Here is an 8,159-nt window from a genome sequence, read left to right on the forward strand (position 1 = left end):
TCCCCCCCCCCCCCCCCAAACCACCCCCCCCCCCCCCCCCTCCCTCCCCCCCCCCCCCCCCCCCCCCCCCCCCCCCCCCCCCCCCCCCCCACGACGTATTCCCGCCGACCATGGTGGTGTTCACACCAGGACCGGCGGTCCTGCGCAGCCCAGGGAGCTGGCTGGCGCGGCACCGCGGGCGCAGGGTGGGGCCATGAACACCACCACCGGAACGGCACCGGTCAGGAGCCGGGTGACACCTCTGCGGGCCCTCCTCGGGGGCACCTACGTCCCTCGCGGCGAACGGGTGCGACCCCATCCGGATCACCGGAACACGTTGTCCGACTCCTCCCAGATCGAGGGATCGCCCCGCATGTACTCGCGCGGAGCCCTCGACGACGTCTGATACATGGCGTCGATCTCGGCCGCGAACCGTTGCACGATCGCGTCCCTGCGCAGCTTCATGGACGGTGTGAGCAGCCCGTTGGCCAGGTCGAAGGGCTCCGCGAGGACGCGGAAGACACGGATCGACTCCGAGCGCGAGACCGTGCTGTTGGCCGCGGCGACCGCACGCCTGACCTCCTCCCGCAGTTCGTTCTCCTCACGCACCTCGCGGCCGGGCGTCTCGCCCTGGAGCGCGCGGGCGGTGCGCCAGTGCGAGAGGAAGGCGGGGTCCAGCGTGATCAGGGCTCCCACGCAGGGCCGGTTGTCGCCGACGACGACCGCCTGGTGGATCAACGGGTGGACGCGCAACCGCTCTTCGAGCAGGGCGGGTGCCACGCTCTTGCCGCCGCTGGTGATGACGATGTCCTTCTTGCGCCCCGTGATGGTCAGATACCCCTCGGGGTCGAGTCGGCCGATGTCACCCGTCGCCAGCCAGTCGTCGAAGAACGAAGCCGCCGTGGCCTCCGGGTCGTTGACGTAGCCCTGGAACACCGACGGCCCCCGGACGAAGATCTCCCCGTCGTCGGCCACGTGCACGTCCGTGCCCGGCAGCGGGCGGCCCACGGTGCCGAACTTCTCCCGGCCGACCGGCTGTGCCGTGATCCCGCCGCTGGTCTCCGTGAGGCCGTACCCGTCGTGGACGAAGATCCCGATGCCCGCGTAGAACAGGGCGAGTTCACGGTTGAGGGGGGACCCGCCCGACACCGCTCCGCACACCCGGCCGCCGAGCGCGGCGCGCAGCTTCCGGTACACCGTCTTCTCGTAGAAGGCGTGCTGGAGGCGCAGATCGAAGCCCGGTGCCGGACCGGTGCCGAGCCGGTGCCGCTCGGCGACCGTGGCGAAGTCCGTCGCCGTACGCACCGCCCGCTCGAACAGTGCGCCGTGGCCGGCCCGTTGCGCCGTCCGCAGGAAGTTCTTGTAGATCTTCTCGAAGACGAACGGCACGGCGTACAGATACGTGGGCCGGAAGGACCGGAGCGCCGCGGAGAGCGCCTCCTCGCTCAGGTCGGGTTCATGGCCCAGCAGCAGCCCGCCGCGCATGCACAGCCCCTGGATCATGAGGCCGTACACATGGGAGAAGGGCAGGAAGGCGAGGACGGCCGGCTGCTCCCCGGGCGGCGCCGCGGTGTGCCCCCAGCCCGCCAGCAGGGTGTCGCAGGGGCTCGCAAGCCCGCGATGGGACAGCGCGCATCCCTTGGGCTGTCCCGTCGTACCGGAGGTGTAGGCGATCACCGCGGTCGAGTCCGGCGGCACGATCCGCCGCAACGAGTCGACGGTCATCGGCGGAATGGCCCGGCCCCGCTCGACCAGATCCGCCAGCGCCCCGGCGTCCAGCTGCCAGACATGGCGCAGGCGGGGGAGCGAGGCGCACGCGGAGCCGACCGTCATGACGCCGCCCTCGTCCTCCACGACGACGGCGACACACTCCGCGTCCTTGAGGATCCACGAGACCTGGTCGTGCGAGGACGTGGGGTAGATCGGCACGATCTCGGCGCCCAGGCACCACAGCGCGTGGCTGAGCACGGTCCACTCGTAGCGCGTGCGCGCCATGATGGCCACGCGGTTGCCCGGGGAGATGCCGGAGGCGATGAGGCCCCGGGCCACGGCGACCACCTCGTCCCGCAGCTGCGCCGCGGTCACCGGCTCCCAGGACGCGGTGGGACCGGGCGCGCGACGCGCGACCTGACGGAGATCGGGGGTACGCAGCGCCGCGTCGAAAAGACTGTCGGCCAGTCCTCCCTGCACGGGGGCCGTGGCCACAGGAGGAAGATCGAACTGGTGCATGCGCCGCTCCGCAATTCTCCGCGACGTGACCTCACCGAGAGGCGCTGGGTCGAGGATCTCGAATGTAGCCCACAGCGACGACCCCTGTGCCGGGAATCACCGACCAGCGCCGCGCGGATCGTCATCTCGCGCGGCCGCCGGGTCAGTTGGCGATTGTCGTCGGCCTGCGCGGCGTCCCGACGAGCGTGTGCAGCGAGGCCTTCAGGCTCGCCACGAACGCGTCCCTGGTCGGGTCGTCGAGGAGGTCCAGGGAGAGGTACGGGTTCAGGTCCTCCAGCTCGACCAGGAGGAGGTCGCCGTCCGGGGCGCGGCAGGCGTCCACGCGCTGGATGCCGTGGCCGATGGTGTTCCACTCGACGAAGCGGCGGGCGAACTCCAGGTCGGCGGGGGTGGGCCGGTACCGCTCCAGGACCCAGCGGCGTTCGGGCCGGGGCGCGTACAGGGCGTACTGGAAGGCGTCGTCGACGAAGTAGAAGGACACCTCGTACGTGAAGGGGATGCGCGGCTGGACCAGGACGCCGTCGTAGGAGAGGTCCGCGAGCCGGTCGCGCGGCACGAAGGAGAGGCCGATGGAGTCCGCGCCGGCCTTCGGTTTGACGACGTACTCGTCGGCGTCGGGGAGCCGGTGCAGGTCCTGGAGCCGGTCGACGGTCGGGATGACGGGAAAACCCGCCGCGCTCAGGTCGAGCAGGTACTGCTTGCCGGCCATGTCGGCCCTGCCCGTCAGCTGGTTGTACACCAGCGTCCCGCGCTCGGCAGCGGCCGCACGGAACGCCTCGTACGCCTCCCGGTAGTGCAGCACCGGCCCGCTGTTGCGGACCACCACCACGTCGAAGGCGTCCATCAGCGACAGGGCGTCGAGGGGATGGCACAGGGCGACGTCGAAGTCCTCGCGCAGCCGGGAGGTGAGGTGGATGTCCTCGTCGCAGTACCGGCGCCCCTTGGCCGGATAGGCGAGGTCGGTGACGTACAGGACGCGGGGCCGGGTGGTGGGCATGTCTCTCCTGACTGGACGGGCGCGTTCGCACGCTACCCGGGCCCCGGCCGGCTCCCGGAGGGGGGTTGTCAGTGCCGCCGGTTACCTTCGTCCGCATGGGAAATTGGGGAGGGTCCTTGGCGACCCGGACGACGGCAGATCTGCGCGGACTCATGGAGGCGGCCGGTTTCTCCGACGTCGAGGACGCGGAGGCCCTGGCGCAGGGGTGGCAGCTGGTGGAGTTCGCCGAGGCGCGGACCGGGGCGTTGGCCGCCCTGGTCGAGAGGACCGGGACACCGGCGGTCATGGTGTCCTTCCTGGACAGTGACGTCGGTGTCGTCGAGGCGCGTACGCAGGACGGGAGCGGCTGGGAGGGCCTGCTCGACCGCGACACGGCCGAGAGCTACGAGATCCCGCTGGAGGACTTCCCCGTCGAGCCTGCGGTCTCGGGCGCGCTGTCCTGGGCGGCCGCCGCGGGGCTGACCGCCGACGCGGCGCTCGTCAGGCGGGCGTTCACGGAGTCGGCCCTCTTCGCCGAGGAACTGGCGGCCCTCCTTCACGTGGGTCTGGGCATCCCGGGAGCGGAGCTGATCACCTCCGACGACGAGGACGACGAGGACGACGAGGACGACGAGGACGACGAGGGGGACGAGGCGTAGGCGGAGTCTCCTCGCGCCGCCACCAGGAGGCCGCTCGTCGGGGCGGGCGGTCTCGTGGGATGCCAGCGTCCGCTGCGTCAGCCGGGCCCACCCGCCTCCGCTACCTCTCGGGGCCACTCGATATACGCGCGCCTGCTCAGGCCGCCCGGCCCACTCGGTCCACCCGCCTCCGCTCAGGCACCCCAGGGTCCACTGGATATACGCGCGTCCGCTCAGGCCGCCCAGGGTCCATTCGGTCCGCCCGGGTCCACCCGCCTCCGCTCAGGAGGCCTGGATCCGCCCGGCCCGCCGGGCACATCCCTTCTTCCAGCCGTTCGGAGGGCCTCCAGAGTCAGCCGGGTCCGCCGCGTCCTTCCGGGTCCGCCCGGGGTCCGCGCGTACGGATCCGGCGCCGTGGGCAATCGGCCAGATTCGACGGCGACCGCGAATGGCCGGAGATCGCTCTGGTTGCCGCACCGGCGCCTCCATACGATACGGACGCCCCGGCCTTCACAGCTCCTTCACAGCCCCGGGGTGACCGGATGCCCTTGTTTGGCATGTGCATGACCTGTACGTCAAGCCCGATCCCTGCACCTGGTCCGCGACGGCCGTCCGCGCACGCGGTCGGCCGCACCCCCCGATTCACGGGGGCACGCACACACTCCGTGCCCCTGGAAAACCGACGCAACGGATAGGACAACCCATGGCTGGTGGACTGTTTCTGAGCGGCGCCGTCGCCGCTCTCCTCGCCACCGCGATCCCCGGCACCGACCCGTCCTCGGGGATCATCGACCCGCCCCCGGACAAGATCGTCATCAAGGTCGCCACGGTGAACGGCTCCGGCTGCCCCCAGGGAACGGCGGCGGTCGCCGTCTCCCCGGACAACACCGCCTTCACCGTGACCTACAGCGACTACCTCGCCCAGGTCGGCGGTGACTCCAACCCCACCGCATTCCGCAAGAACTGTCAGCTGAACCTGATCGTGCACGTGCCGCAGGGCTTCACCTACGCGGTCGCCAGCGCCGACTACCGCGGCTTCGCCGCACTCCAGCCGGGCGCCAACAGCACGGAGAAGGCGTCGTACTACTTCCAGGGGTCGCCCAGTACGGCGTCGATCACCCACCCCTTCCGCGGCCCGTACAACGACAACTGGCAGGCCACCGACACCACCGACTGGGCCCAGCTGGTCTGGGCGCCCTGCGGTGTGCAGCGGAACTTCAACATCAACACCGAACTCCGCGTCAACGCGGGCACGTCCGCGCCCGGCAGCACCAGCTTCATGACCATGGACTCCACGGACGGTGACATCAGCACCGTCTACCACCTGGCCTGGAAGGAATGCCCGGACTCCTGACCATCTCTCCCACCGGCTCCTTCGCATCGGAGCCGGTGGGAGGCCCACCGGTGCGGCGCATATCGGCCCCTCGGATGCGCCTCTCGGAGGGAACGGATCCGGATTCCGTGGCCGTCCGGGTTTGGACCCGCATTCCGTGGTCAGCCGTAGTGACAGATCGCATTGTCGAGCTACAAGGATGTGAACTGCAGTGTCCGAGAACCAGAAGGCCGAAGCCAAGACCGAGCAGGCCAAGGGCAAGGCCAAGGAAGCCATCGGACGCATGGCCGGCAACGAGCGTCTGATCGCCGAAGGCAAGGCGGACCAGACCAAGGGTGACGCCCGACAGGCGAAGGAAAAGACCAAGGACGCCTTTCGGCACTGATGATCAGTGAATCCGCCGGGCCCGCCGCACGTTTCTGTGGCGGGCCCGCCCTTTTTGAACGGGAGTGGCGGCCGGATCGAACGGCGGATGTGCCGGTGTCCCGCCCCATTCCACGGAGATGAAGAACATCCGCATGACGCGGTCACACGAGTACGACACGCAGGCAAGGTCACGCAACGCATTCACACGACGAAATTTGAGGAGCGAAGGATGTGCGGGGAACAACGGACGCACTCCACCGGCACGGCGAGCGCGGCGGTCCGCCCGCCCATGAGCGGCCCCAGCAGTCCGGCCGACGCGCGCCAGGCGGTCAGGGACGCCCTCGACGGACGGTTCCGGGGCATCGACCCGCGAGGTGACGACGACGCCGTGAGCGACGCATTGCTCGTGGCCTCGGAACTCACCACCAACGCGATCCTGCACGGCGGCGGCGTCACCGACTTCGAGGTGACCCTGGTCGACCACGCCGTACGGCTGTCGGTGAGCGACCACAGTGACGAGGTGCCCCGGACGAAACGCAGGGTCGACGAACGAGGGCGCATGCGGGTCGGTGGGCATGGCTGGCCGATCATCTGCCGCCTCGCCCGCGACGTCGTAGTAGCGCATCTGCACCCCGGGAAGCGCATCACCGCGGTCGTTCCGCTCGCCTTGTCCTGAAGCGGTTGCGGCTCGGCCCGGTCGATTCCGGTTCTCGGCCCGAATCGCCTCCGGTTCCCGGCGGGATTCGGTCACTTCGCGGTCGGAAGCGGCTCCGGTCTCCGGGCGGGAAAGCGCCGGGCAGCGCACAACTGCGCCGCCCGGCGCAGTGCCGTTCTGCCGTTCCTCCACAACTCGCGCCGGAGCGCTCGCCTTTGAGGAGCCGCGGCCGGGAGACGAGCCGAAAGCGCCGGGCATCGACACGGCCCCGTCAGCGGCCTGAACAGCCGGTGTCCGGACCCCGAACACGCCCTGTCCGATTGCCCCGGGTGAAGGTCGCGCAACTCGCCTGCCCGGCGCGGCCACCGACACGCATCGGCATCGCGGAAACGGTGGGAGTCACTCTCCGTAGCACCCTCCATTTCGGGCCCGATCCGGCCTCCGGAAGGCCGATTCACTGAAGGTGCGAACACGTCTGTTTGATCGCAGGATGGCAGGGCAACCGAATTTCGTGCTTCGGACCGGAGGCGCGCCAGCGGGAGTCGTATGCCGCCTCGGCCGTCCCTCGGGGACCGGCGGCGCTGTACTCCCGCGGTCATCACCAGACAGCACCGTGGAGGAGCGATACCGCATGCTCACCGATGTATCCACCTGCCGTTCCGCCGGCCCCGACCGCAGCAGGTCCGCCGTCAAGCGGCCGCACGACGATGCCCCGGACACGGCGTCGGCCTTCGCCCGACTGGCCGAGTCGAGCGAGGGACAGGAGCGCGACGCCATCCGCGACGAACTGGTCGAGGCGTGGCTGCCCATGGCCCACCGCATCGCCGGCCGGTTCCGCGACCGTGGTGAGTCCATCGAGGACCTGCGACAGGTAGCGGCACTGGGACTGGTCAAGGCGGTCGACCGCTTCGATCCGTCGAGGGGCGCGTTCGAGAGCTACGCCGTGCCCACCATCACCGGGGAGATCAAGCGCCATTTCCGTGACCGCATGTGGGCGTTGCGGGTTCCGCGTCGTGTCCAGGAACTCCGGAACAAGGTGCGGATCGCACGGCGAGAGCTCACCCAGAGCCCGGGCTCTCCCGAGCCCTCCATAGCCCGGATCGCCGAGCACTGCGGCCTCACGGAGGAGGAGGCCGCCGACGGCATGGAGGCGCTGGAGAGCTTCAGCACGCTCTCCCTCGACGCCGAGATGCCGGCCGGGGACGACGGCTACAGCCTGGCCGACACCCTCGGCGCCGCCGACTCCTCCTTCGACACCGTGGTGGACCGCGAGGCCGCGAAGAAGGGGCTGAGCCGTCTGCCCGAGCGTGAACGCGCCATCCTGTACATGCGGTTCTTCGAGGACATGACCCAGAACCGCATCGCGGACCAGCTCGGCATCTCCCAGATGCATGTCTCCCGGCTCATCAGCAGCAGTTGTGCCCGCGTACGGGCCGAGGCGCTCGCCGAAGAACGCCCGGGTCCCGCGGGACCGGCCGGCACCGCCTGACCGACCGGCTGCTCCACCTGTACGTGCGCTCCGCCCCACCCGGCCGGAAGAGGCCGGCCCCGACGCCCTGTGACCAAGGAGTACGAACATGCTGATGCCTCACCCTGAGACGCTGCGCAAGCTCGTGGAGGAGTACGAGGCCCTCGCCGGCCAGGTGCCCGCGGACGCCACGGGCAGGCCCGGGCAGCGCGTCCAGGACCTGGCGTACACGCTCTGCGTGTCGACCGGCACCCGGGACGTGCACCAGGCGCTCGCCGCCGCCCGCCGGCAGCTCGCGGCCGCTGCCGCCCCGGTGTCGCCGCACCCCCAGGGCACCCTCGGCCGGGCGACGGTCGGACGCCGCGTCATCACGAACGGCAGCCTCGGCATCGGCGTCCCGGACGCCGAGACCCCGGTCCTCAGCGACTGACACCGGCCCGGGGGGGGGGGGGGGGGGGGGGAGGGGAGGGGGGGGGGGGGGGGAGAGGGGGGGGGGGGGGGGTGGGGGGGGGGGT

At 70.8% G+C, this 8,159-nt stretch carries 8 protein-coding genes; 6 read left to right on the top strand and 2 right to left on the bottom strand.

Going from position 1 to position 8,159, the window contains the following annotated elements:
• Positions 1–303: 303 nt before the first annotated feature.
• Both ACZ4NT_RS06125 and ACZ4NT_RS06130 read right to left on the bottom strand, forming a co-directional pair.
• Positions 304–2,208, bottom strand: a complete 1,905-nt coding sequence (locus tag ACZ4NT_RS06125) for an AMP-dependent synthetase/ligase (protein ID WP_121408089.1) — start codon at positions 2,206–2,208, stop codon at positions 304–306.
• A gap of 142 nt (positions 2,209–2,350) precedes the next feature.
• The gene (locus ACZ4NT_RS06130; protein WP_467723805.1) at positions 2,351–3,205 is read right to left on the bottom strand and encodes an ATP-grasp domain-containing protein; all 855 of its coding nucleotides are present in this window, start codon (positions 3,203–3,205) and stop codon (positions 2,351–2,353) included.
• Between the two features lie 116 nt (positions 3,206–3,321).
• Here ACZ4NT_RS06130 and ACZ4NT_RS06135 point away from each other — a divergent pair, with 116 nt between their 5' ends.
• From ACZ4NT_RS06135 to ACZ4NT_RS06160, 6 genes are all read left to right on the top strand, one after another.
• Entirely contained in the window at positions 3,322–3,843 is a 522-nt protein-coding gene (locus ACZ4NT_RS06135) for a hypothetical protein (RefSeq protein ID WP_467723807.1), read from the top strand.
• Between the two features lie 682 nt (positions 3,844–4,525).
• Complete coding sequence (locus ACZ4NT_RS06140; protein ID WP_121408086.1) at positions 4,526–5,176, top strand: DUF4360 domain-containing protein; 651 nt, start codon at positions 4,526–4,528, stop codon at positions 5,174–5,176.
• A gap of 190 nt (positions 5,177–5,366) precedes the next feature.
• Entirely contained in the window at positions 5,367–5,540 is a 174-nt protein-coding gene (locus ACZ4NT_RS06145) for a CsbD family protein (protein ID WP_121408085.1), read from the top strand.
• Between the two features lie 210 nt (positions 5,541–5,750).
• Positions 5,751–6,197: an ATP-binding protein gene (locus ACZ4NT_RS06150; protein ID WP_467723810.1), complete on the top strand. Its 447-nt coding sequence runs from the start codon at positions 5,751–5,753 to the stop codon at positions 6,195–6,197.
• 610 nt (positions 6,198–6,807) lie between these two features.
• Entirely contained in the window at positions 6,808–7,665 is an 858-nt protein-coding gene (locus tag ACZ4NT_RS06155) for a SigB/SigF/SigG family RNA polymerase sigma factor (RefSeq protein WP_467723811.1), read from the top strand.
• Positions 7,666–7,753: 88 nt separating this feature from the next.
• Positions 7,754–8,074 carry a DUF5133 domain-containing protein gene (locus ACZ4NT_RS06160; RefSeq protein WP_121408082.1) on the top strand — a complete coding sequence of 107 codons (321 nt, stop codon included), beginning with the start codon at positions 7,754–7,756 and terminating at the stop codon, positions 8,072–8,074.
• Positions 8,075–8,159: the final 85 nt, after the last annotated feature.

This window comes from Streptomyces sp. NPDC026417 (assembly GCF_055567695.1).